The organism is Streptomyces sp. NPDC047079, assembly GCF_040643755.1.
Classification (GTDB): domain Bacteria; phylum Actinomycetota; class Actinomycetes; order Streptomycetales; family Streptomycetaceae; genus Streptomyces.
This window is the reverse complement of record NZ_JBEYUZ010000001.1, coordinates 439,735-463,624: the sequence shown is the minus strand read 5'-3', so window position 1 is coordinate 463,624 and position 23,890 is coordinate 439,735. Positions and strand designations below refer to the sequence as shown.

Annotated in this window: 15 protein-coding genes; 5 read left to right on the top strand and 10 right to left on the bottom strand. The window is 71.0% G+C overall.

Features of this window, described 5'->3' with window-relative positions:
* Positions 1-58 precede the first annotated feature (58 nt).
* Both ABZ823_RS02010 and proB read right to left on the bottom strand, forming a co-directional pair.
* Positions 59-547: a hypothetical protein gene (locus ABZ823_RS02010; protein ID WP_361652619.1), complete on the bottom strand. Its 489-nt coding sequence runs from the start codon at positions 545-547 to the stop codon at positions 59-61.
* Positions 548-677: 130 nt separating this feature from the next.
* Positions 678-1,838, bottom strand: coding sequence for a glutamate 5-kinase (proB, locus tag ABZ823_RS02005; protein WP_361652616.1), 1,161 nt, complete (start codon positions 1,836-1,838; stop codon positions 678-680).
* 528 nt (positions 1,839-2,366) lie between these two features.
* Between proB and ABZ823_RS02000 the strand changes: the two genes are divergently transcribed.
* From ABZ823_RS02000 to ABZ823_RS01985, 4 genes are all read left to right on the top strand, one after another.
* Positions 2,367-5,714 (top strand): hypothetical protein, encoded by a 3,348-nt coding sequence (locus ABZ823_RS02000; protein WP_361652614.1) that lies wholly within the window; start codon positions 2,367-2,369, stop codon positions 5,712-5,714.
* An 87-nt stretch (positions 5,715-5,801) separates the two neighbouring features.
* Complete coding sequence (locus tag ABZ823_RS01995; protein WP_361652612.1) at positions 5,802-6,191, top strand: hypothetical protein; 390 nt, start codon at positions 5,802-5,804, stop codon at positions 6,189-6,191.
* Positions 6,192-6,495: 304 nt separating this feature from the next.
* A complete protein-coding gene (locus ABZ823_RS01990; protein WP_361652610.1) occupies positions 6,496-7,020 on the top strand; it encodes a hypothetical protein in 525 nt (174 codons plus the stop codon).
* Positions 7,021-7,099: 79 nt separating this feature from the next.
* Positions 7,100-9,304, top strand: a complete 2,205-nt coding sequence (locus ABZ823_RS01985; protein WP_361652608.1) for a trypsin-like serine protease — start codon at positions 7,100-7,102, stop codon at positions 9,302-9,304.
* Here the strand turns inward: ABZ823_RS01985 and ABZ823_RS01980 are convergent.
* The 4 genes from ABZ823_RS01980 to ABZ823_RS01965 form a co-directional block, all read right to left on the bottom strand.
* Entirely contained in the window at positions 9,301-9,495 is a 195-nt protein-coding gene (locus tag ABZ823_RS01980; protein WP_361652606.1) for a hypothetical protein, read from the bottom strand. The two genes, ABZ823_RS01985 and ABZ823_RS01980, sit on opposite strands and share 4 nt — an antisense overlap.
* Before the next feature lie 119 nt (positions 9,496-9,614).
* Entirely contained in the window at positions 9,615-10,760 is a 1,146-nt protein-coding gene (locus ABZ823_RS01975) for a glycosyltransferase family 4 protein (protein WP_361652604.1), read from the bottom strand.
* Positions 10,757-13,630, bottom strand: coding sequence for a bifunctional glycosyltransferase family 2 protein/CDP-glycerol:glycerophosphate glycerophosphotransferase (locus tag ABZ823_RS01970; RefSeq protein WP_361652602.1), 2,874 nt, complete (start codon positions 13,628-13,630; stop codon positions 10,757-10,759). The genes ABZ823_RS01975 and ABZ823_RS01970 overlap by 4 nt, the downstream gene beginning before the upstream one ends.
* An 8-nt stretch (positions 13,631-13,638) precedes the next feature.
* Positions 13,639-15,897, bottom strand: a complete 2,259-nt coding sequence (locus ABZ823_RS01965) for a bifunctional glycosyltransferase family 2 protein/CDP-glycerol:glycerophosphate glycerophosphotransferase (protein ID WP_361652600.1) — start codon at positions 15,895-15,897, stop codon at positions 13,639-13,641.
* 257 nt (positions 15,898-16,154) lie between these two features.
* Between ABZ823_RS01965 and galE the strand changes: the two genes are divergently transcribed.
* Complete coding sequence (gene galE, locus ABZ823_RS01960) at positions 16,155-17,123, top strand: UDP-glucose 4-epimerase GalE (protein ID WP_361652598.1); 969 nt, start codon at positions 16,155-16,157, stop codon at positions 17,121-17,123.
* 148 nt (positions 17,124-17,271) lie between these two features.
* On the opposite strand, the gene obgE is transcribed toward galE, so the two are convergent.
* The 4 genes from obgE to ABZ823_RS01940 form a co-directional block, all read right to left on the bottom strand.
* Complete coding sequence (gene obgE, locus ABZ823_RS01955; RefSeq protein WP_361652596.1) at positions 17,272-18,708, bottom strand: GTPase ObgE; 1,437 nt, start codon at positions 18,706-18,708, stop codon at positions 17,272-17,274.
* A 131-nt stretch (positions 18,709-18,839) separates the two neighbouring features.
* Positions 18,840-19,094 (bottom strand): 50S ribosomal protein L27, encoded by a 255-nt coding sequence (gene rpmA, locus ABZ823_RS01950; protein ID WP_361652594.1) that lies wholly within the window; start codon positions 19,092-19,094, stop codon positions 18,840-18,842.
* A gap of 14 nt (positions 19,095-19,108) precedes the next feature.
* The gene (gene rplU, locus ABZ823_RS01945) at positions 19,109-19,429 is read right to left on the bottom strand and encodes a 50S ribosomal protein L21 (protein WP_006132815.1); all 321 of its coding nucleotides are present in this window, start codon (positions 19,427-19,429) and stop codon (positions 19,109-19,111) included.
* Between the two features lie 320 nt (positions 19,430-19,749).
* Positions 19,750-23,754 (bottom strand): Rne/Rng family ribonuclease, encoded by a 4,005-nt coding sequence (locus tag ABZ823_RS01940; RefSeq protein WP_361652592.1) that lies wholly within the window; start codon positions 23,752-23,754, stop codon positions 19,750-19,752.
* Positions 23,755-23,890 lie beyond the last annotated feature (136 nt).

The following is a 23,890-nucleotide window of genomic DNA, read 5'->3' as shown; positions in this document are numbered from 1 at the left end:
GGAAGGGTAGTGCGCCGGGCGCGAGGGGCCGACGCACGTCCCACACCCCGAGACGGGTTCAAAACGGGTGAACTCCGACGGGTGTCGCCCGTGGCGGCCCGTACCCCTCGGCGACCCGCTGGTGGTAGGTGTCGCGGTCGATGACCTCCAGGCCGACGATCTCCCACGGCGGCAGTCCCGCGGTCCGGCGGTGCTCGCCCCACAGGCGCAGCGCGACCGCGGCGGCGTCGTGCAGATCGCGGGCCTCCTCCCAGTAGCGGATCTCCGCGTGGTCGCCGGCGTAGCGGCTGGTCAGCAGGAAGGGGTGGTCGTGGGCGAGCTGTTCGAGGGCGCGCCGCACCTCCGTCAGCGGCGCCTCGTCCCCGGAGACGCTGAGCGTGACGTGCCACAGACGGGGGACGTCACCGACTTCGTCGTAGGCGTCCCCGGTCGCGACACTGGTCAGTGCCCGCTCCTCGCCCGCCGCACGGGTGGCTCCGCCGCCGCGAGCGGTGCCGGAGGTGCCACGACCGCGGGGCGTCGCCGTCCCAGGGCGCACTCGTCTCACGACGGCCTCCTTTGCAGTGCTCGTGCGGAATGGGTGCCCGAGACAAAGTGGAGCAGGCCGCACGGGTCCGCGGGGCGGTTTTACGGAACGTCCCCCACCGGACGGGCCCGCGGGGCGGCTCTTTCATCCGTCAGGGGTGCAGGACGACCAGGTCGTCCCGGTGGATGACCTCACGTTCGTAGGCGGGGCCCAGTTCGCGCGCCAGTTCCCTGGTCGAGCGGCCGATCAGCCGGGGGATCTCCTTGGCGTCGAAGTTCACGAGCCCGCGCGCCACCGCCCGGCCCCGGCTGTCACGCAGTTCCACTGGGTCGCCTGCGGTGAAATCGCCCTCGACCGCCGCGATGCCGGCGGGCAGCAGCGACTTACGGCGTTCGACGACCGCGCGGACGGCCCCGTCGTCGAGCGTGAGCGCGCCCTGCGGGGTGGAGGCGTGCTGAAGCCACAGCAGCCGGTCGGCGGAGCGCCTGCCGGTGGGGTGGAAGTACGTGCCGGTGTCGCGGCCCGCGAGGGCGTCGGCGGCGTGCACGGCGGAGGTGAGCACCACGGGGATGCCGGCCGCCGCCGCGATCCGGGCCGCCTCGACCTTGGTGACCATGCCGCCGGTGCCGACACCCGCCTTGCCGGCACTGCCGATCTCCACGTGCGCGAGGTCCCCTGGCTCCCGCACCTCCGCTATCCGCGAGGTGCCGGGCTTGCTGGGGTCCCCGTCGTAGACGCCGTCGACGTCCGACAGCAGGACCAGCAGGTCGGCGTGGACGAGGTGGGCGACGAGCGCGGCGAGCCGGTCGTTGTCACCGAAGCGGATCTCGTCCGTGGCGACCGTGTCGTTCTCGTTGACGACCGGCAGCGCGCCCATCGCGAGGAGCTTGTCGAGGGTGCGGGAGGCGTTGCGGTGGTGAGCGCGGCGGCGGGTGTCGTCGGAGGTGAGCAGCACCTGGCCGACGCGGATGCCGTGGCGGGCGCAGGACGCGGTGTAGCGGGCCACCAGCAGGCCCTGGCCCACGCTGGCGGCGGCCTGCTGCCTGGCCAGGTCCCGCGGGCGGCGGCGCAGCCCGAGGGGCGCGAGACCGGCGGCGATGGCGCCGGAGGAGACGAGGACGATCTCCTTCTCTCCCCCGCCCGCCCGTCTCCCGCCGCCACTCTCAACCGAGGGCCTTCGGGCCACCCCCTGCTTTCGGTGTTTGGCGAGGACGTCCACGAGGGCGTCGACGCGGTCGGCGTCGAGCCCGCCCGCGGCCGTGGTCAGCGAGGACGACCCCACCTTGACGACGATCCTGTGGGCCTCGCTCACGGCCTGTCTTGCCCCTGCCACCTTGCCTTCCGTCCCCTCGCGTCGTTTCACCTGCCCAGAAATCTACGCGAAGGGGACCGGCGGCGCGTACCGGTCCGCCAGGCGGACGGGTACGGCGCCGGGCGAGGGCCAGGGGGCGGCCCCGTCGCCGCCGGGGCGGCGGTCGCGGTTCCGAGGGTCGGCGGCCGAGGCTGCCCTGCCCCGCCTCCCGGTCGGGCGCGGGCCACGTCCGCCAACCCGACGCCTTTCACCACGTGTCCACGTTCCGCGCCACTCAATAAAACGGTGACAAGTCGTCAAACCGCTCCGAACGTAAACATGTTCTTCCTCACTTGTTCACACAGGCCCAACGAGTGGTCAACGTTCTCTTTACTTGCGTAACATCTCCGGGTGCTTCGTCGCGCCCCTGGCGCGAGCCCGAACTTCCGCACGACCAAAGGGACATGTGCACGGCGGACCACGAGTCCGCCTGGCGGCTTGCCGTCGCGGGTGTGCGCGGCCGTCAGGCACCGATACCGAAGGACCACTTTGGACACCACCTACTGGAGCCGGCGGCGTGTGCTCGGCGCCCTCGCGGCCACCACAGCCGTCGCCGCGACGTCGAGTCTCGTCCTCAACCCCGTGGCGGCCTGGGCCGACACCACCCCTCCGTCCGACGGTGACGACGGTGACCCGCTCAACCTGCCCGACACCGACCGGGCGAAGGCCGTGCAGGCCTGGCTGCTGGGCGGCCCCGCCGCCCGCGCCGCCGCGGAGCTGGCACTGAGCGGCACCGACGACGACGTCCAGACCTTCCTGACGGTGGACCTTCCCAAGGCCACGGCGGAGGACAACCGCGTCGCCATCGTCACCTCCCTGGCCGGAGGCGGCACGGGCGTCCGGCGGGGCGCCTCCGCGGCCCTGGGAGGCGGCGACGCCGACATCGCCGCCTTCCTCGACGGGGGCTTCCACAGCGCGATCCTGGAGGACCTGCGCGTCGCCACCACCACGGTGATGGCGACGGGCGGCAAGGCCGTGAACCGGGACGGCGACACGGCGCTCAGCACGGGCACCCAGGACGCCCTGGAGCAGTACCTCCTCGCCGGCCAGTACACGGCGCGCGAGGAGGACATGCGCTTCGAGGTCACCAAGCTCACCGTCAACGCGGGCCCGGAGGTCAAGGAGTACGCCGCCCGGGCACTGTCCGGCACCGCCCAGGACGTCGAGTGGTTCCTCGAGACCGGCCAGCACATCGCCCGCGCGCGTGACCAGGAGACCGCGACCATCGACGAACTCGTCGCGGTCGTCGAGCGCGAGGGCAAGAAGGCCGACGCGAAGACGAAGGAGGCCCAGGAGGCCTCCGCTCGTGCCAGTGAGGCCGCGGAGAAGGCCAAGGAGGCCGCCGAGAAGGCCGCCGCCGAGGCGCAGGCGGCCATGAACGACGTGGTCAAGTCGGGCAAGGCAGCCCGCAAGGCGGCGCAGGCCGCTCAGGGTGCGGCAGACTCGGCCCGGGTCGCCATCCGCGCCTCCCACGCCGCCGTCGACGCCTCCCGCCGCGCCGCCTACGCCGCCACCGCCGCGAGCCAGGCCGCGGCCACCGCCGGCAACGCCGCCGCCCAGGCGTACAACGCCGCCATCGCCGCGTCCAAGGACGCCACCAAGACGACCGCCGCCAAGAACGCCGCCGTGGCCGCGCGCAACGCCGCTGCCAAGGCCCGCAGTGCCGCGAAGGCAGCCGCTGCCGCCAAGGTCTCCACAGACCAGTCCAAGGCGGCCGGCGCCTCCGCCGCGTCCGCGGCCCGCAACGCGGCGGCGGCCGCGTCCGCCTCCGCCGCGGCGGCTGCCGCCGCGGGCGCGTCCGAGGCGGAGGCCGCGGAGGCCAGGCGGCAGGCGCAGATCGCCAGTACCAACGCCCAGATCGCCACCAACGCCGCCGGCACCGCCCAGGCCCTGGCCGACACCGCGTCGGCGGCGGCCGCCACCGCACGCGACGCCGCGAACAGCGCCGCCGACCACGCGGACAAGTCCGCGGACGCCGCCGAGTGGGCCGTCAAGTACGCGGGCAAGGCACTCGACTACGCCAACAAGTCCACCGAGTTCGCCAACGAGGCCACCAAGGCCGCCAACACCGCCATCGACGCCGTGAACAAGGCGGTCGAGGTGGAGAAGCAGGCCCGCGACGCCGAGTGGCAGCGCCTCGACGAGGACACGAAGCAGGCACTGGAGGAGGTCCGCCTCCTCGCGCAGATCGAGGACGGGGAGCGGGCCGAGTACGCCGAGAAGCGGACGCAGGCCGCGCAGGCCGGTCAGGCCACGCTGGACCTCATCGCGAAGGCAGAGTCGGCGCTGCAGGACGGTGACCTGGGCCTGTCCGCCACGCTCGGGCGCAAGGCGGCCATCGCCGTGATGAACTCGACCGGGACCTGGTCGCGGGAAGCCGCGCGGTTCGCCCTGTCCGGGGCGGACGCCGACGTCCACCGCTGGATCGACACCGACCGCCGTCTCGCCCGGCGGCAGGACGACCTGGAGACGTCTCTCTACCTCGCGCAGGTCTCCTCCCCGGACGTCGCCGACGCGGCGGCCCAGGCACTGGCGGCCGACGACCCGGACGCGGGCACCGCCTTCCTCACCTCCGGCGTCATAGCGGCCGCGGCCGAGGACAACCGGGTCATGATCTCCAGGATCCTGGCGAACACCCCGGGCAACGCGGTGAAGAAGGCGGCGAGCGACGCGCTCAGCGCCGGGACCCCCGAGGCCCTGCACCAGTTCGTCAGCACCGGGTACGAGACGGCCCTGCGGGACGACGACGCGGTGGCCACCGCCGCCCTCATCGGCAAGGGAGGCCCGTACACCAAGGCTCACGCCCAGGTCGCGATGGAGGGCCCGGCGTGGATGCGCCGCAACTTCATCGCCTCGGTGCAGTACAAGACCGCGCAGCTCGACTACGACTCCGCCGCCCACATCGCGGCCGTCCAGGGCGCCATCGCCGCTGCCTCGAAGATCGCGAACAAGGCGGCGGAGAACGCCAACCACGCCCAGGCGGCCGCGGCGACGGCGCGCAACGCCGCAAAGGAAGCGGCGGACTGGGCGGCAAAGGCCACGGCGTCGAGCAAGAAGGCCGACGACTACGCCAAACAGGCGGACGCGAACGCGGACGCCGCCGAGCAGTCGGCTCAGAAGGCGCAGGCCTCGGCCGACCAGGCCAAGCAGGCGGCCGCCAAGGCCCGCTCGGCCGCGCGCTCGGCGAACTATTCGGCCAACCGTGCCGTGGACGCCGCACAGAGCGCCAGGGCCTCCGCCAATGCCGCCCAGGCCTCGGCCAACTCCGCCCGCTCCTCCGCCCTCCAGGCGAAACAGGACGCGCAGACCGCGGCGGCCGCGGCGAGCGAGGCGAACAAGATCTACCTCGCCAAGCGCAGGGCCGAGATCGCGGAGAAGGCACGCAAGGCGGCCGAGGCGGCGCGCCAGGCCAAGACCAACGGCCAGAACCCAGCCGAGACGACCGACAACGACTCCGTCAAGGGCGGCCTTCCGTGGTGGAAGAAGGACGCCCGCTGGCTGGCGAACGCCACGAACGATCTGAGCATCGCCACCGGCCTCATCGGCGCAGGCCTCGGCCTCGCCGGCCTCGCCTTCCCGCCCCTCGAGCCCGTCGCGGCCGGCTTCGGGACAGCCTCGGTCGCCCTCGGCGGGCTCAGCGCCCTGTTCACCGGCATCGGCTACGGGTTCACGAGCGACGAGTTCAAGAAGTCCGCCGCAAGCGCTGCCCTGGGTCTGATGACCTTCGGCCAGTCGAAGTGGATCGGTGCTCTCGACGCGGGCAAGGTAGCCACGAAGGTCACGCAGTTCGGACACGACCTCGTCTCACCGGTCACCGGACTTCTGGACATGTTCTGACGGACACGCAAGCTAAAATCGCGCGCTAAAGGGCCGGCCGGCGGCTCCGCGCCGCCGGCCGTTGTTCACCGCGGAAAGGATCCCGCCATGCTCGCCCGGCTGCCACTGCCCTGGTTGTTGCTTCTCGCGGCCTCCGCCACCGCGGTTCTGGGACTCGGCGTGCAGTGGGTGTTCAGAAGACCGAAGGCCATGGCGGTTTACCTGGCCATTTCCGCCGGGTGCTGTCTCGGCATGATCGGCGTGGGTGCCGAGCAGTACCAGCGCTGGAGCACCCCGCAGATGCTGATTCTCTACTCCTTCAGCTGGCTGGGGCTCGCCATCGGCTTTTTCCCGTCGCGGAAGCTGCTGCGCCACTACGCGGAGGAACAGCGTCGAGGCATGGACCTGCGGGGTGTGAAATACCCGGCCCGATTGCAGGCACCCATCTACATCTCGGTGATCCTCATGGCAATGCTGGGCTTCATTCTCTCGACCTGACCCTCCGATTTTTACCCAACCATTCACCACGGACAACACAACCTCTAAACGGACGTGACCAACCTCATACCGGGGCAGTCATTTTGCGCCCCATTTCACCACTTTAAGAAGTGGACAGATTTTGTTCACTGAGGTTTTATTGGCGCGTTCGACCAACGGAATCCGGACCGACCGTCAGCATGCAATGACGGGGACTTGGGGGACTGATGCCGATTCCGGTTGCCTTCATTTCCATGCCCGAAACATGCTCGCGCTCGTTCTCCGGAGGCGAGAAGTAAGGATTGCGATGAAGGCACGTGCCGTAATGGCAAAGCCGCAGCGGAGGAGATTCATAGGCACTGCCCTGGCGGCCGCGGCCGCGGGTGCCTTGGCCTGGGTCACGGTGACGGGCGGCGGCGTGCTCACCGGGAGGGCCACCACGTCCGAGGCGGTCACGTCCGTCGCCGGCGAAGCCCCCGCCTACGCCGTGGAGGATTTCAACTACCCGCAGGCCGACAAGATCCTCGCTGAGAAGAACATCGTCCTCAAGCGCGGCGACGGCCACATCACGCTCGCCGACTGCGCGAGCGGCACCGGCTTCCTCGAGGTCTGGGCGCGGAGCAAGGACAAGATCTGCTTCCAGGTCACCGGCAGCACCGGCTGGCTGACCCTGGAGGTCCCCTCCGTGTACGCCGTCCGGGGCAACGACTACTCGGCCCAGGTCGACATGACCGTCGGCGCGGAGGAGAAGAGCTTCGGCGTCGAGAAGAACACCTGGACCGCCGTCGGCGAGAGCGCGGACCCACAGGGCCGTGAACACATGCTCGTGGAAATCAGGACCTCCAAGTAACGCCCGCCACGGCCCCGTTCGCCAGCCGATCCGCCGGGACCTCCCGGTCCCCGAGACCTCAAGTCCAAGGAATCACGTCATGCGACACACCAGACACGTGCGCCTCACCGCGCTCGCCGCTGCCCTGATCACGGGCCCGGTCGTGGTATGCGCGGCACCCGCGTCCGCCGTCACCGGCACGCCCGTCACCGACAACAGCTTCGGCTACACCGCCCAGGTCATCGTCGGCGACCACGACCGCGGCTGCTCCGGCGTCCTGGTCGACCCCGAGTGGCTGCTCACCGCGGCCAGTTGCTTCGCCGACAACCCCGCCGCGAGCCTGACGGTTCCCGCCGGCAAGCCGAAGTCCAAGACCACGGCCACCATCGGCCGCTCCGACCTCAGCGGCTCCGACGGTGCGGTGCGTGACATCGTCCAGCTCGTCCCCCGCACCGACCGCGACGTGGTCCTGGCACGCCTGAACCGGCCGGTCACCAACGTCGCTCCCATCGCTGTGGCGACCACCGCTCCCGCCGCGGGCGAGGAGCTGAAGTTCGCCGGATACGGCCGCGACAAGACCCAATGGGCGCCGCTGAAACTGCACACCGGCGCGCTGACGGTGGACTCGGCCGCGGCCACCACGGCCACCGTCACCGGCAAGGACGGCGCGGCCGCCTGCATGGGCGACACCGGCGGCCCCGTGGTCCGTACGGCGGGCGGCACGCCCCAGCTGGTGAGCCTCAACAGCCAGTCTTTCCAGGGCGGTTGCTTCGGCATCGACGCCTCCGAGACCCGCACCGGCGGCATCGCCGCCCGCGTCGACGATCTGGCTTCCTGGGTGAGCTCCACCGTCGGCGCCCCCGGTATCACCGACTTCAACTGCGACGGCATCGAGGACACCGCCATCGCCGACCCCAAGGCGACCGTCGGCGGTGACGACAGCGCCGGTGTGGTTCGCATCGTCTACGGCGGCGGCAAGGGCACCGCCGAGATCAACCAGGACCTGGACTGGGTGCCCGGCGGCGCCGAGCCGAACGACTGGTTCGGCGAGGCCCTGGCCACCGTCGACTACAACGAGGACGGCTGCACCGACCTGGTCGTCGGCACTCCCTCCGAGGATCTGGGCAGCGCCCCCGACGCGGGCATGGTCGACCTCCTGTACGGCGCGCCGGGTGGCATCGGCACCGGTGCCACCAAGGACACCCACTTCGAGCAGGGCACCGGCACCGGTTCCCTCAAGGCCTCGGCCGCCGAGAGCGGCGACCGCATGGGCCAGGCACTCGCGGCAGGGACCACCACTGCGGGCGAGCCGTTCATCGTGATCGGCGACCCCGGTGAGGCCATCGGCAACGTCGCCAAGGCGGGCATGGCCTTCTACGTGCACGGCGACACCAACGCCGCCATCAGCCAGGACAGCACCGGCGTCCCGGGTGCCGTGGAGGAGGGCGACGGCTTCGGCGCCGCGGTCGCGGCCGACGCCAACCACATCGCCATCGGCGCCCCCGACGAGACCATCGGCTCCGACGCGAAGGCCGGCAACCTTGCGGTGTTCAGCCACAAGCTGAACTCCGAGGGCCGCCCGACCTCGCTGTTCGGTCTCGACCAGGATCTGGACACCGTCCCCGGCAGTGCCGAGGCCGGCGACTTGTTCGGCAAGTCCCTGGCCCTGGTTCCCTACCGCCCGTCCGGGGCGGCGGCCGCCACCGACTCCATCCTCGCGGTCGGCTCGCCCGGTGAAGACCTGGACATCGACGGCGTCAACAAGGCCGACGCGGGCAACGCGATCACCTTCCGCGTCACCGCGGCGGGCACGTACAGCCAGCTCAACACCTACTACTCGGGCACCGCCTCCGACGAGATGGTCGGCACCTCCGAGGCCGGCGACCACTTCGGGCAGACCCTGGCCGCCGTCAACACCGCGCCGCGCGCGGTAAGCACGCCCGCGACGATGAAGCTCGCCGTCGGCATCCCGGACGAGGCCATCGGCACCACGGCCGGGTCCGGCGCCATCACCACCTTCTCGCTGCTCGGCTCCCGCGGCGACAACAACCGCTGGATCGAGGCGGGTACCTCCGGCATCCCCGGCCCGGCGGGTGCCAACCAGCACCTGGGTATCAGCGTGCACTTCACCGGTACCAAGCTCTACGTGGGCATGCCCTACGGTCCGTCCAGCTACGGCACGGCCTACGGCCTGCCGCTGTCCAACGTGACCGCGGGCGGCACCAACGCCGCGATCACCACGTATCAGCCCGGCAAGGGAGGTCTCCCGGCAGCCGGAGGCCGCTTCGGCTACGTCGTCCGCTAGCCGGAGACCTCCGGACGCACCACCGGTAGCCGTCGGGCGGGCTTCCGGCCCATGCGGTCACTGACGCCGACGATCCGGCATGCCTCGGCGTTGCTGTACCCCTGCCGCATGAGCCGGGAGTCTGCCGCCCGCTCCCGGCTCGGCTTCACAGGCCCCTGAGCCGTGCGGACCTTGCGGATCTCGTAGTGCATCGCACCCCTTGAGTTGGGGTGTTGCAACGACTCCTCGAACCCAAGAGGGGGGACCGGCCCTTTGCGGGCCGGTCCCCCCTCGTCATCTGTCGCGCCGGAACCGGCACGCACGGAACCGTTCAGCGCTCCAGGAACGTGAACAGTTCCTCCCATCGGTCGGAGATGGCCGAGGGTGAGTACCGCTGCACGTTCTTCCGCGCCCGCTCGCCCATCGTGTCGCGGAGTTCGGCGTCCTCCATGAGACGGCCCAGCTGGTGGGCGAGTTCGGAGACATTGCCGGGGCGGGCGAGGAGGCCGTCCTCCTCGTCCCGGACGATCTCGCGCACGCCCGGGGCGCAGTCGAAGGCCGCGCACGGCACGGCGCAGGCCATCGCCTCGAGCAGGGCCAGGGGGAAGCCCTCGCCCCGGGAGGACTGCACGAACACGGACGCGCCGCGCAGCGCGCCGACGACGTCGTCCGTCTGGCCGGCCCACTCCACCGATCCGTCCAGGCCGAGCCGGGTGCACTGCTGCCGCAGCGCCTGCTCGTCGGGGCCGGAGCCGTAGATCTTCAGGAGCCAGCCGGGGTGCTTCGGCGCCGCCTCGGCCCAGGCGTCCAGGAGCATGTCGATGCCCTTTTGATGCCCGAGCCGCCCGATGCTCGCTACGACCTTCTCCGTGCGCTCGGAGGGGACCTCCGGCATCATCGGCAGCGGGTTCGGCATGTAGCCGACGTTGTTGAGTCCCCGACCTATCCACAGGTCGGCGTCCTCACGGGTGAGCAGCAGCAGACGGTCGATGTCCTTGTAGTACCGCTCGACGCGCTGGAAGCGGGAGGAGCCGCGGGAGTACTCGTAGGACTCGTGGCTCATGCCGATGACCGGGTGTCCGGCGGTGTCGGCGATGGCCACCCACTCCATGGCCCACACCTGCGTCACGATGATCATCGCTCCGGGCCGGGCGGCTCGGAAGAGGGAGGACAGCCGCTCGGCGGCCTCACGCATGTCCGCCTCGCGCAGGGCCTCACGCCGCCGGGCCCTGAGGTTGGCACGGTCGTACAGGCTCCGGGCCTGCCAACGCCCCGGCGGGCGTTCGTCGTAGAGCGTCACCGTGGAGAAGGGCGGGTTGTCCCCCAGGTCCATGGGAACCTCGGGCGGCGCGATGCCGACGATGGTCACCCGGTGACCGCTCTCGGAGAACAGCTTGGCCATCAGTGCCTGCCAGCGTGCCACTCCGCCGAGCTCGTTGACCTCGTTGGCCACGAAGATGATGTCGCGTTGTGTCATCGGGCGTCTCCCCGGTTTCCGAAGAAGCGGTCGACGATCCGGCTGGCGGCGTCACCGCGGTCGTACTCGCCGTACTGGGTCACGAATTCCTTGAGGCGTGCCTCGTGGTCGGAGGCGAGGGTCTGAAGATCCTCCAGGACGCCGAAGAGGTCCTCCGCCGTCCGGACGACGGGACCGGGAGCCTGCTCGGACAGGTCGAAGTACGTCCCGCGGCTGTTGTTGACGTACTCCTCCCAGTCGTAGGTGAAGAAGACCATCGGGCGCTGCAGCAGCGCATAGTCGAACATCACCGAGGAGTAGTCGGTGATCAGCGCGTCCGCGAGCAGGAGGACCGGGGTGATGTCCGGCTCGTCGCTGACGTTGACCACCCGGCCCGCCACGGAGGGCGGGAGCGTCACGTTGTTGAGGTAGTGCGTGCGGATCAGCAGGGTGAACCGGTCGCCGAAGCGGTCCGCGAAGGCGTCGACGTCGAACGGGAACTCGAACCTCTGGACCTTTCCGTTCTGCTCCCGGAACGTGGGGGCGTACAGAACGATGGGACGGTCCGTGCGGATGCCGAGCCGCTCCGCGAGTTCCCGCGCCTCCGGGTCGAGGGCCTCGGAGTCCTTGGCGCGGACCAGCGCGTCGTTGCGCGGGTAGCCGGTGCGCAGGAGCTTCTCCTCGGGGATCCGGTAGGCCGGGGCCAGAGTCTTCTCGTCGTGCCGGCCCCGCACCACGAAGTAGTCGAACCGGTCGATCGCCTCCTGGTAGGCGCTCTGCTCGTGCTCCGGCTTGATGCGGTACTTCGGCTCGTCGAATCCCATGCGCTTGAGCGCGGAGCCGTGCCAGGTCTGGATGTAGGTGGTCTCAGGGCGCTTGTTCAGCTTCAGCGGGAAGCCCTGGTTGTCCACCCAGAACTCGGCCTGCGCCAGCGCCCTGAGATAGGGCCAGGACCAGCGGCGCACCAGCTCGACGTCCTTCGGGAAGCCCGTGGGACGCTCGCCGGCGTAGGACCAGATGGCCTTGAAGGGCACATCACGGCGCCGCATCTCCTCGTAGATGGCCCGGGGGCTGTCGCTGTACTGCTTGCCGAGGTGGCTCTCGAAGACCACCGTGCCCTTGCGGACGGGAAGCAGCCGGATCATCCGGTGGTAGGTCTCGATCTTGCGCGGGCCCGAGTGGAGGTCCTTGCGGGCCGCGACGATCTTGCGCGCCGCCTTCTTCGCCAGCTCGGCGGGCGGGCTCTGCATGTTGCGCTGCACCAGCATCGAGGTGCGCTGGGCGAGCCTGCCGTGCTGAGTGAGGCGGAAGGCGAGGTGGCCCTTGGCCGAGGCGTGCGGCTGGAGGCGGTCGGCCGTCATCCGGCCGAGCCGGGGACGGACGCGTACGGCTCCGGCGTCCTCCAGGGAGGTCTGGCCGACCGTCAGCCGGCTGGTGGTCCGTTCGCCGTTGACCGTGAGGTGGAGGCGCACGTCCCACACCTCGTCGAGGATGCCCAGTGGGCGTAGCTTCGCCGCGAGCGGCACGGCGGCCCTCCAGGCTATGGAGGTGCCCTCGTGCTTCACGCTCTGCACCGGGAAGCGGAACGTCTGCAGGCTCTTGCGGCGCGCACGGAACTCCAGCTCGGCCTTGAGTCCGGCATCCGACGGGATCACCCCCAGCGGATTGACGACCGCGCCGGCCATCGTGACGCCCGTGGGGCTCTCCGCGTAGTCGGTCACCTGGTTGCGCAGGGCGAGGCGCTGGACCGGCTTGGCGTGGTACCCGAGGTCGGTCACGTCGAGGACATCACGGCCCAGCGGGTCGTCGAGGTGCTCCTCGCACCAGTAGACCCGGCCGTCGCGCTCCACCAGCGAGCTGGACACCTTGCCCGGGTTGATGAGCGTGTCGATCGCCGGGGTGAGGTTCTTCCAGTCCTCGCGCAGCAGCAGGAAAGCGCAGAGCCGTTGGATCGGGGACAGGCCCTCGTAGGCCTCCTGGGAGAAATTCTGGATGTAGCCGCGGGCCATCTCGGCGAAGTGGTGCCGGTACTCGTCGTCCAGGAAGGGCAGGTCCCTCAGGTACAGCACGAGGTCGTGCTTGAGGAACTTACGGTCCTTGTGGAGCTTCAGCTCGTCCTGGCCCTGCTCGGCGAGGATGCGGTCGATCCTGCGGTGGATCTCCACCCGGTCGGCGAAGTTGTTGATCTCGTGGCGCCGGTTGCTGATCGACTTCTCGGCGGCCTTCTCGACGACGTTCCAGAAGTAGACCGTGTTGGGGATCAGGGTGATCCGGGACGCGGCCAGGTAGGCCTGGGCCGAGAAGAGCAGGTCCTCGTAGTGGATGCCCCGGGGGAAGAGCAGACCGCTGTCGATCAGGAACTCGCGCCGGTAGCACTTGTTGGTCGACAGGGTGTCGAAGACCAGCAGGTCCGGTATCTCGGCAACGGAGTCGAAGGTGCGGGTCTCCCGGTAGAGCCACGGGTACCACTTGACCGTCTTGCCATGCCGGTTGTCCGTATGGACGCGCAGGCAGAGGCCGGAGACCAGGTCGGCCCCGGTGCTCTCGGCGGCGTCCACCATGTTCCGGCAGGCGTTCGGCTCCAGCGTGTCGTCGCTGTCGAGGAACATCACATAGCGGCCACGGGCCACGGCCACGCCCTGGTTGCGCGGCTCGCCGCAGCCGCCGCTGTTCTCCGGCAGCTGGATCGCCCGCACTCGGTCGGACCGGGCGGCCAGTTGCTGCGCGACCTCGAAGGAGCCGTCGGTGGAGTGGTCGTCGGCGATGACCACCTCGACGTTGCGCAGGGTCTGGTCGAGGACCGACTGCACGGCTGTCGGAAGGCGTGCCGCGTCGTTGAAGACGATGACGACGACGCTGATGTCGGGCGTTGTGTCGGGGTGCTGGGACACTGCAGCAGCTACCTCTGGCTCGTGGTTGCGGATATCGGGGCCGACGCGTCGCGGGACGGTCCCGGTGGCGGGGCGGGGATGCGTTCGTCCAGGGGGACGAGGGGCGGCAGTGCCTCGAGGGGCTCGCCGAGGAAGATCCGGCGCACGGCGCGTTCGGCCGCACGGCCGTCGTCGAACTCGCAGAAGCGACGGCGGAAACGGTCCCGTGCCCGGGTGGCCCGCTCGCCGCGCCAGGCGTCGGAGCAGAGCACGTCGGCCAGTGCCTCCTCCGTGGTGGCGACGGCACCCGGCGCCTGCGCCAGCACGTCGAAGTAGGTGCCGCGCACGGCGGAGTAGGTCTCCCAGTCGTCGGCGAAGATCACGATCGGCCGGTCCAGGTTGGCGTAGTCGAACATCGCCGACGAGTAGTCCGTGATCAGGCAGTCGGCGGCGAGGTAGAGGCGCTCGACCGTGGGGTGGGCGGACACGTCGAGGATCCGGCCGCCGGACTGCAACTCGGCGAGCCGGTCGGACCGACGATGGGCGTCGTGGGCACGCACCAGCAGCACGGAGTCCGGCCCCAGGCGCTCGGCCAGCTTCACCGGGTCGAGACGCGGCACGAAGTCGCGCTGGTACTCGCGGTGCTCCGGCAGGTAGAGGAAGGCCGTCGTTCCCTCGCTCAGACCGAGGTCTCGGCGGGCCTCGCGCACGTCCTCGGCCGTGGAGTTGAGAAGGACGTCGTTGCGCGGATAGCCGGTCTCCAGGGAGGTGTACGAGCAGGGGTACGCCCGCTCCCACACGGCGCTCGAGTACCGGTTCGAGACGAGGCTGAAGTCCCAGCGGTCGCAGCGCTCGAGGAGCTTGCCGAAGTCCATGCTCGTCGAGGCCGGGTACTTCTGCTGGTCCAGGCCCATGACCTTCAGCGGGGTGCCGTGGTGCGTCTGCACATGGATCTGGCCCTCCCGCTTCACGACGGCGTTCGCGAAGTTCACGTTGCTGACCAGGTAGGTGGCCCGCGCGACGGCGGCCCAGTACTCCCGCGAGCCCACCCGTACGTGGTCGAGGCCCTCGGGCATCGTGTCCACCGCGTCCGGTTGGACGGCCCACACCCGGCGTATGTGCGGTGCGAGACGCGCAAGTTCGGAGTCGATGGCCGCCGGGTTGCAGGAGACGCCGCGGCCCCCGTGGGCGGAGAACACCGCCAGGTTCTCATCGCGCGGCAGCCGCAGCCGGGACTGGTAGTACAGGCTCATGGCACCGCGCCTGGAGCGTTTGAGGGTGGTACGCGCCCGGCCCCGGACGGTGTTGCGGATCTTCGCCGCGGCCGTGGCGCTCGCCAGTCCGACGTAGGCGTCGTGTTCCAGCAGCGCGTACTTCTTGCCGCGGGCGCCGACCGGCTTCTGGAAGCCCTCCGGAATCCGGGCACGGTAGTCGGCGGCGGCGCGGTGGAAGAACTCCGCCCGGGCGTTCCGCGGCAGCCGGCCGGGGTGGTCCAGAACGGCCAGGTAGTGGTCGACCATCTTGCGGAACAAGGGTGCGCGCCATCGCTCCGCGTCCTCACGTGCGTCGAGGAACTCGAAGACGCGGCGGTACTGCTCGAAGACGTCGAAGTGCTTGCGGCTGACGGTGCCGAGGATGTTGCCGCCCTCGCGCCGCTGCCGGTAGAGCAGACAGACGCGGTCCAGGGCGGTGATGCGCTCCGCGCTGATCAGGGAGCGGAACGTCCACAGGGCGTCCTCGTAGTAGCCCGGCGGGAAGGTGAGGCCCTCACGGGCGATGAAGTCCCGGCGGTAGGCCTTGTTGCAGACGATCTGCAGCAGATCGAGCAGTTGCGGCCGCTGGACAAGGGAGAAGACCTCCCCGTCGGCGTCCTTGAGCAGGTGCGCCCGCTGGTTCGGGCGGACCTCGCCGTTCCAGTAGGTGCGCACGTAGTCGTAGATGAGTACCTCGGGATCGCCGGCGCCTTCCAGCCGCTTGGCTATTGCCGAAAGCGCCCCCGGGGCCAACGTGTCGTCACTGTCCAGAAACAGAATGTAATCGCCCCGGACTTTTTCGAGAGCGATATTGCGCGCCCGCCCGAGGCCGACATTCTCCGTGAGGTGAATCACATGAATACGGTCGTCCCGCGCGGCGTACTCATCGAGGATGGCGCCCGACCCGTCCGGAGAGCAGTCGTCGACGGCGACGATTTCGAAGTCCGCGTAATCCTGCCCCAGGACGGACTCAAGACACTCGGAGAGGTACCCCTGCACCTTGTAGGCGGGGATGACGAGGGAGAGTCTTGGCATCCTTTGCAACCTGTCTCCGAGGCGGACGTTGAGTACACGGGCGAGGCCGATGCGCACAGCCTTCACCGACCAGGTGCACACCGCCCATCAGAGTAAGGGATTCACGAGATGTTTCCTTGAAATCGGCTCTCGGTCCACCCAGGCATGCGTCGGCGATTTTGACCTTTCCTTCAGACTGCGTCCCGTTTGCCCGATTCGATTTTCCCGGGCTCACAGACCAGTCTGAACGTACTGACCACCGCACAGGAGAGGTGACGATGAGCTGGCTGGTGACGGGCGGCGCTGGGTACATAGGTGCGCACGTGGTGCGCGCCCTGATGCGGGGCGGTGAGAGCGTCGTGGTCTACGACGACCTCTCGACCGGCAACGCCGACCGCGTGCCCGCCGGCGCTCCGCTGGTGGTCGGCAGCGTGCTGGACGCCGACAAGCTCGCGCAGTCGATTCGTGACCATGATGTGACCGGTGTAGTGCACATCGCGGCCAAGAAGCAGGTGGGCGAGTCCGTCAATCGGCCGCTCCACTACTACCGGGAAAACGTCACCGGCCTTCAGACCCTGCTCGACGTCATGACCGCCGCCGGGGTCGACCGGCTCGTCTTCTCCTCCTCCGCCGCGGTGTACGGCATGCCGGACGTGGACCTCGTCACCGAGGACACCCCCTGCGCGCCCATGAGCCCCTACGGCGAGACCAAGCTGATCGGCGAGTGGCTGATCAGCGCCGCCGCCCGGGCCCACGGGATCCGGGCCGCCTCGCTCCGCTACTTCAACGTGGCCGGGGCAGGCAGTCCCGAACTCGCCGACACCGGCGTCTTCAACCTCATTCCTATGGTCTTCGAGCGCCTCGAGGCCGGTGAGGCTCCCCGGATCTTCGGCGACGACTACGCAACGCCGGACGGCACCTGTGTCCGCGACTACATTCACGTCGAGGACATCGCGACCGCCCACCTCGCGGCCGCCCGCCGCCTCCACGACGCTTCCCCGGGGACCTCGCTCGTCCTCAACATCGGCCGCGGCGAGGGCAGTTCCGTCCGGGAGATGGTGGACCGCATCCTCAAGGTCACCGGCCACGACGTGGTGCCCGCGGTGTCGGAGCGTCGCCCCGGCGACCCGGCCCGCGTGGTGGCCTCCGCCGACCGTATCCACCGGGAACTCGGCTGGTCGGCCGACCACGACCTGGACGACATGATCGAGTCGGCCTGGCAGGGCTGGCGGCACCGGCACCAGTGAGCCACCGGGACGGGCGCCGAGCGGCGCCCGTCGGCACGACCGGCCCGCTCCGCAGGGGTCCTCGCATCCCTTCAAGCCGGGCCGCGGGCAGCGGGGCCCGGCCACCGGGACGGCGGCCCCTCCTCAGGCCGGCCGGAAAGTCGGCCGCTCAGAACGCCTCGAAGTCGTCGAACTCCTGGAGGGCCTCGTCCCGCTCGGCCTGCCGGTCCCGGCGCCGCTGCGCAGCCGGGCGGGGAGCCTCGAAGCGGTGGTCCTCGCCACGGCGACCCAGCATCTCGGCGCCCGCCGTCACCGTCGGCTCCCAGTCGAAGACGACCGCGTTCTCCTCGGGTCCGATGGCGACGCCGTCGCCGGACCGGGCGCCCGCCTTCATCAACTCGCCCTCCACACCGAGGCGGTTGAGGCGGTCGGCGAGGTAGCCGACGGCCTCGTCGTTGTTGAAGTCGGTCTGCCGCACCCAGCGCTCGGGCTTCTCACCGCGCACCCGGAACAGCCCGTCGTCCTCGCGCGTGACCGTGAAGCCCGCGTCGTCCACAGCCTTCGGCCGGATGACGATACGGGTCGCCTCCTCCTGCGGCCGGGCGGCGCGTGCCTTACCGACCAGGTCGGCGATGGCGAACGACAGCTCCTTCAGTCCGAGATGCGCCACGGCGGACACCTCGAACACGCGGTAGCCGCGGGCCTCCAGGTCCGGCCGCACCATCTCGGCCAGGTCCTTGCCGTCCGGTACGTCGATCTTGTTGAGGACGACGATCCGGGGACGGCCGTCCAGGCCGCCGTACTGCCTCAGCTCCTCCTCGATGACGTCGAGATCGGAGAGGGGATCGCGGTCGGCCTCCAGAGCGGCCGTGTCCAGCACATGCACGAGCACGCTGCACCGCTCGACATGCCGCAGGAACTCCAGACCGAGCCCCTTGCCCTGGCTGGCGCCCGGGATGAGCCCCGGCACATCGGCCATGGTGTAGACGGTCGAGCCCGCCGTGACCACGCCCAGATTCGGGACAAGGGTGGTGAACGGATAGTCGGCGATCTTCGGCTTGGCCGCCGACAGCACGGAGATCAGTGAGGACTTGCCCGCGCTCGGGTAGCCGACGAGGGCCACGTCCGCGACCGTCTTCAGCTCCAGCACGATGTCCTGGAGATCGCCGGGCTCGCCGAGCAGCGCGAAGCCGGGCGCCTTGCGGCGGGCGGAGGCCAGCGCCGCGTTGCCGAGGCCGCCGCGGCCGCCCTGGGCGGCGATGTACGACGTCCCGTGCCCGACCAGGTCGGCCAGCACATTGCCCGCCTTGTCGAGCACGACCGTGCCGTCCGGCACCGGCAGGACCAGGTCCTGGCCGTCCTTGCCGGAGCGGAAGCCGCCCTCGCCGGGCTTGCCGTTGGTGGCCTTGCGGTGCGGGGAGTGGTGGTACTCGAGCAGCGTGGTGACGGACTGGTCGACGGTGAGGATCACGTCGCCGCCCCGGCCGCCGTTGCCCCCGTCGGGGCCACCGAGCGGCTTGAACTTCTCGCGGTGTACGGAGGCACAGCCGTGGCCTCCGTTACCCGCGGCGACATGGAGTTCGACGCGGTCCACGAAGGTAGTCATGGTTCCTTGCCTCCAGAGACGTACGGGATGTGCAGTGATAACAAGCGAAAGGCGGACCCGCCTTCCCGACCGGGAAGTGAGGTCCGCCTCGCGAAACGCCCTACGGCGCCCTGAGCCCGAAAGGGAGTGCCTCAGGCGACCGGAACGATGTTCACGACCTTGCGGCCACGGTGGGTACCGAACTCCACCGCACCGGACTGGAGCGCGAACAGCGTGTCGTCGCCGCCGCGGCCGACGCCCGCGCCCGGGTGGAAGTGGGTGCCGCGCTGGCGGACCAGGATCTCACCCGCGCTGACGACCTGACCGCCGAAGCGCTTCACGCCGAGCCGCTGGGCGTTGGAGTCGCGACCGTTCCGGGTGGACGATGCGCCCTTCTTGTGTGCCATCTGTTCTCAGTCCCTTACTTCGCAGCCGCGGGGATCTCAGTGACCTTGATCGCCGTGTACTGCTGGCGGTGGCCCTGACGACGGCGGTAGCCGGTCTTGTTCTTGTAGCGCAGAATGTCGATCTTCTGCCCCTTGTGGTGGTCCACGACCTCAGCCTGGACCTTGATGCCGGCCAGCACCCACGGGTCGCTGGTCACGGAGTCGCCGTCGACCACGAGCAGGGTCGAGAGCTCGACCGTGTCGCCAACCTTGGCAGTGGAAATCTTGTCAACCTCAACGATGTCGCCGACAGCAACCTTGTGCTGGCGACCACCGCTGCGCACGATGGCGTACACGCGGATCTCACTCTCTTCGCTCGGGAAACGGCACCCCCGCAGTCCAGCCGTCCGGCACAGCGGACGGCCTCTCCCGAAGCGCCCGGCGCCCGGAAGGAAGAGGTTTACGGGGATGTGGCGTGTCAGTCGACACGCCGACGGTCAAGGTTACGGGGGCCGGGCGTGACGGGTCAAACCGGGCTCGGCCCGCCCGAGGGTGAAGCGACCCGGCGGCCGCGACGGCGCGGGAAGCGGCCGCACGGCTGCGGCCCGCCCCGAGAGGACCGGGGCGGGCCGCCGCCGTGTGTGGTGCCGTGGCCTGGGAGGGACCCGGGAAGGGGTCAGTCCTCCGTGGTCACCGAGACCGTCGGCTGCGCCGTCTGCTCGGCGGCCGCCGTCTTCTTGGCCGCCGTCTTCTTGGCCGCCGCCTTCTTGGCGGTGGTCTTCTTCGCGACGGTCTTCTTCGCGACGGTCTTCTTGGCGGCGGTCTTGGTGGCCGTCGTCTTCTTCGTGGCGGCCTTCTTCGCCGTCGCCTTCTTGGCGGTCTTGCGGGCCGCCTTCTTGGCGGGCGCGGACACCTCGGCCTCAGCCTCGGCCTCGCCCTCCGCCGGGGCCCCGGACGCCGGGACCGGCGCCTCGGCCGCCTGCGACGGCTCCCCGGCCGCGGCCGGCTCCTCGGCCGTCGCCGGGACGACCACGACGGCAGCCTCCTCGGAGGCCGTGGGCGCAGTGGCCTTGCGCACGGCGCGGCGGCGCGGACGGGCCGGTGCCGCTCCCTCGACGGGCGCCTCGGCCGTCTGGACCGCATCGACCACCTCGGCGGGTGCCTCGGGAGTCCCGGCGAGTGCCTCGGCCTGCGGCGCGGGCTCGCCGACCGTCACCACGGCCTCCGCGGGCGAACCGGCCGGCGCGGACGCCCTGCGGGTCGCCCGGCGGCGCGTACGGCCCTTGGGCGCGGCCTCCTCCTCGACCGGTGCGGGCGCCTCGACCACCGGGTCCTCGGCCGCCGTAGGCTCCGCCTCGGCGTCCTGCCGCGACTTGGGAGCGCGGTCGTCCCTGCGGGACCTGGGCGCCCGCTCCTCGGACCGCGGCGCACCCGCCGGAGCCGACGCCCGCCGGGTCACCCGGCGCCGCGAACGGCCGCGGGTGGCGGCGGCCTCGGCCTCGGCGACGCTGCTGTACAGCTCCTCGTCCGGCGCGAACTCCGGCTCGGGCAGCGCGGCCGGGGCCGCGACCTCGGCGGCCACCGCTGCCTCGATCTCCGCGGCGGCCGCAACCGCCTCGGCGGCCTCCTCGATCTCCGCGGCCACGGCCTCGTGCGTCTCGGGCTCGGCCTCGGCACCGCCCCGGCCGCGCTTCTTGCGCTTGCCGCCGGCAGGGGCGGACGGCTGGTCCATGTGCACGATCACGCCACGGCCGTTGCAGTGGGCGCAGGTCTCGGAGAAGGACTCCAGCAGGCCCTGGCCGACCCGCTTGCGGGTCATCTGCACAAGGCCCAGCGAGGTCACCTCGGCGACCTGGTGCTTCGTACGGTCCCGGCCCAGGCATTCCAGCAGACGCCGCAGGACGAGATCCCGGTTGGACTCGAGCACCATGTCGATGAAGTCGATGACGATGATGCCGCCGAGGTCGCGCAGCCTGAGCTGGCGGACGATCTCCTCGGCCGCCTCCAGGTTGTTCCTGGTGACGGTCTCCTCGAGGTTGCCGCCCTGACCGGTGAACTTGCCGGTGTTGACGTCGATGACGACCATCGCCTCGGTCCGGTCGATCACCAGCGAACCGCCGCTCGGCAGCCAGACCTTGCGGTCCAGCGCCTTGGCGAGCTGCTCGTCGATCCGGTACGTGGCGAAGACGTCGACCTCGCTGGTCCACCGCTGGAGGCGGCCGGCCAGGTCGGGCGCGACGTGCGAGACATATCCGTGGATCGTCTGCCACGCCTCGTCACCGCTGACGATGACCTTGGAGAAGTCCTCGTTGAAGATGTCGCGCACGACCCGGACGGTCATGTCCGGCTCGCCGTACAGCAGCGTCGGCGCGCTGCCGTTCTTCGACTTCTTCCGGATCTCCTCCCACTGCGCCTGAAGCCGCTCGACGTCCCGGCGCAGCTCGTCCTCGCTCGCGCCCTCGGCGGCGGTACGCACGATGACGCCCGCGTCCTCGGGGACGATCTTCTTGAGGATGGTCTTCAGCCGGGCCCGCTCGGTGTCGGGCAGCTTGCGGCTGATACCGGTCATCGAGCCCTCGGGCACGTAGACCAGGTACCGGCCGGGCAGGGAGACCTGGCTGGTCAGGCGGGCGCCCTTGTGGCCGATCGGGTCCTTGGTGACCTGGACGAGCACGGACTGCCCGGACTTCAGCGCGGACTCGATACGGCGCGGGCCGTTGGCCATCCCGAGCGCCTCGAAGTTGACCTCACCGGCGTACAGGACGGCGTTCCTGCCCTTGCCGATGTCGATGAAGGCGGCCTCCATCGACGGCAGCACGTTCTGCACCTTGCCGAGGTAGACGTTGCCGACGTACGAGGTCGACTGCTCCTTGTTGACGTAGTGCTCGACGAGCACGCCGTCCTCCAGGACGCCGATCTGCGTACGCTCACCGCTCTGCCGTACGACCATCACGCGCTCGACGGCCTCGCGCCGGGCCAGGAACTCGGCCTCGGTGATGATCGGCACTCGGCGGCGGCCCTGCTCGCGCCCCTCGCGGCGGCGCTGCTTCTTGGCCTCGAGGCGGGTCGAGCCCTTGATGGACTGCACCTCGTCGGTGCCGTCGCCGGCCCGCTCCTCCTTCTTGCGCGGCTCGCGGACCTTCACGACCGTGCGCTCGGGGTCGTCGGACGTCGGCTCGGTGTCGGCGCCGGTGTCGCCGGCACGGCGGCGGCGGCGACGGCGCCGACGGCTGCTGCTGCCGCCCCCGGCCGCCGACTCCTCGTCGTGCTGCTCGTCCGCCTCCTCGGCGTCCTCCTCCAGCTGCTCGGCGGTGTCCTCGGCGTCCTGCTCGGCCTGCTCGGCGGCGAGCTCGTCGGCGTCCTCGCCCTCGGCGGTCTCGCCACGGCGACGGCGGCGGCCGCCACGGCGGCGGCGACGGCGCGAACCGCTCTCCTCGGCCTCTTCGCCCTCGGCGGACTCCTCGGGCTCCTCGGTCTCCTCCACCTCGTCGGTCTCATGGACCTCGTCGGTGGTCTCGGGCGTCACGGCCACGGGCTCCTCGTCGCCACCGCGGCGACGACGGCGGCGGCGCTGGCCGACCGGCTCCTCCTCGACGGGCTCCTCCTGCTCCGCGGCCTCGGCGGCAGCGGCAGCGGCGGCCCGCTCCGGGGTCTGGAACATCGGCTCGGTGAACACCGGCGCCTGGAAGACGGCCACGGCGGGCCGGGCCGGTCGCTGCACGGTCTCGGCCGTCTCCCCGGTCGCGGGCTTCGCGGGCTCCGCGAAGCCGCCGGCGGCCTTGCGGACGACGCGACGACGCGCGCGGCGCGGGGCGGCCTCCTCGGCCACCGGCTCCGGCTGCGACGGGGCGGCCTCCGGTGCCTCGGCGGCCTCGGTGGCGGCGCGGCCGGTCTCTTCGGCGGCGGTGACGGGCGCTTCCCCGTGTGCTGCGGTGGTCTCGTCCGCGGGCGCCGACACCCGACGGGTGGCGCGGCGACGAGTGCGGCGGGGGGCGGCTTCCTCCTCGGCGGCGGGCGTCTCGGCGACGGGCGCCTCGGCTGCGGGGCGCTCGGCGGGCTCGGCCCCGGCCTCGCTCACCGGCGTCCCGGCGTCCTGGGCGGCCGGCTGGGCCGCGGGAGTCTCGACGGTCTCTGCGGGCGCGGACACCCGGCGCGTGGCACGACGGCGCGCACGACGCGGAGCCGCCTCCTCGGTCGCAGCCTGCACGGGCTCGGCCGACTCAGCCGGCTGCGGCTCATCGGCAACGACGGCCGCGGGCACCTCGGTGCTCTCGGCTCCGCCCGGGACCACGACCTCCACGGCCTCCGCGGACTCGGGGGCCCCGGCGGGCGCGGACACCCGGCGCGTGGCACGACGGCGCGCACGACGCGGAGCCGCCTCCTCGGCCACCGGCTCAGCCGGCTCCGGCTCGGAGGCAACGGCAGCCGCGGCGACCGCCTCTGTCTCTTCGTTCTCTTCTGCCCCAGTGGCCTCGATGGCCTCGACGGTCTCGGTGGCCGGTATGGCCACCACCGTCTCGGTCACGACCTCCGTCGTCGGGGCCTCGGGGGTCGCGGTGTCGGCCGCGACCGTCGGCGGGCCTGCCGGGCGAGACGCGGCGCGGCGTCGGCGACGCGGCGGCAGGGTGTCGCTGGGGGTGGTGTTCTCGGAGCCCTCGGTGGGCTCGGTCGGTTCGAGCATGCGGGCGTTTCTCCCGTCAGGCTCCCGGGCGCCGCGCCTGGTCCGGCATCGCCGGTGACGTCCGCGGCTCGCGCGATGCGCGGTGCCGCCGTCCGGGGCGCGTGCGCCGCACGGGAGCTCTCCGTGTCTTGTCTCG

Bases quoted from the DNA above. Each gene is read 5' to 3' on its own strand.
- ABZ823_RS01995 (WP_361652612.1), top strand. From the start codon at position 5,802: ATGCTCGCCCGGCTGCCACTGCCCTGGTTGTTGCTTCTCGCGGCCTCC.
- ABZ823_RS01990 (WP_361652610.1), top strand. From the start codon at position 6,496: ATGGCAAAGCCGCAGCGGAGGAGATTCATAGGCACTGCCCTGGCGGCC.
- ABZ823_RS01985 (WP_361652608.1), top strand. From the start codon at position 7,100: ATGCGACACACCAGACACGTGCGCCTCACCGCGCTCGCCGCTGCCCTG.
- ABZ823_RS01980 (WP_361652606.1), bottom strand. From the start codon at position 9,495: ATGCACTACGAGATCCGCAAGGTCCGCACGGCTCAGGGGCCTGTGAAG.
- ABZ823_RS01975 (WP_361652604.1), bottom strand. From the start codon at position 10,760: ATGACACAACGCGACATCATCTTCGTGGCCAACGAGGTCAACGAGCTC.
- ABZ823_RS01965 (WP_361652600.1), bottom strand. From the start codon at position 15,897: ATGCCAAGACTCTCCCTCGTCATCCCCGCCTACAAGGTGCAGGGGTAC.
- galE (WP_361652598.1), top strand. From the start codon at position 16,155: ATGAGCTGGCTGGTGACGGGCGGCGCTGGGTACATAGGTGCGCACGTG.
- obgE (WP_361652596.1), bottom strand. From the start codon at position 18,708: ATGACTACCTTCGTGGACCGCGTCGAACTCCATGTCGCCGCGGGTAAC.
- rpmA (WP_361652594.1), bottom strand. From the start codon at position 19,094: ATGGCACACAAGAAGGGCGCATCGTCCACCCGGAACGGTCGCGACTCC.
- ABZ823_RS01940 (WP_361652592.1), bottom strand. From the start codon at position 23,754: ATGCTCGAACCGACCGAGCCCACCGAGGGCTCCGAGAACACCACCCCC.